The organism is Lactobacillus taiwanensis DSM 21401, from assembly GCF_001436695.1.
Taxonomy (GTDB): domain Bacteria; phylum Bacillota; class Bacilli; order Lactobacillales; family Lactobacillaceae; genus Lactobacillus; species Lactobacillus taiwanensis.
Map to the genome: position 1 here is coordinate 1 of NZ_AYZG01000036.1, position 337 is coordinate 337.

General features: G+C 39.2%; 1 protein-coding gene. It reads right to left on the reverse strand.

Going from position 1 to position 337, the window contains the following annotated elements:
* Nucleotides 1–337, reverse strand: a 337-nt coding sequence (locus FD18_RS09770; protein ID WP_162257035.1) for a mucin-binding protein, incomplete at both ends; no start/stop codon positions are given.

The following is a 337-nucleotide window of genomic DNA, read 5'->3' on the forward strand; positions in this document are numbered from 1 at the left end:
CTGTCATAGCCCTTTTGTTCTTTAATGTTGTAAACTGGGAAAGTTTCGCTGTTTGAATTCCATGCATTCCAAGCAATATCACCAGTTACTAAGTCCTTCACACCAGTACGTTCAAATTCAACTGAAGCAGTTCTTACAACATGCATATCGGCATTAGTCTTGCCAGCTGGTACTTCTTGGATGGTTTGGGTAATCTTCCGGTAAGTATCTTTGTTATTCTTGTCAACAGGAACGACTTTAGTACCATGTTCAACTTTGTAGTCTACAGGTTGTGGATCATTTGAACCGAACTTGTAAGATCCGATAACTTGTTGCTTTGGAACTAATTTCCAGTTAG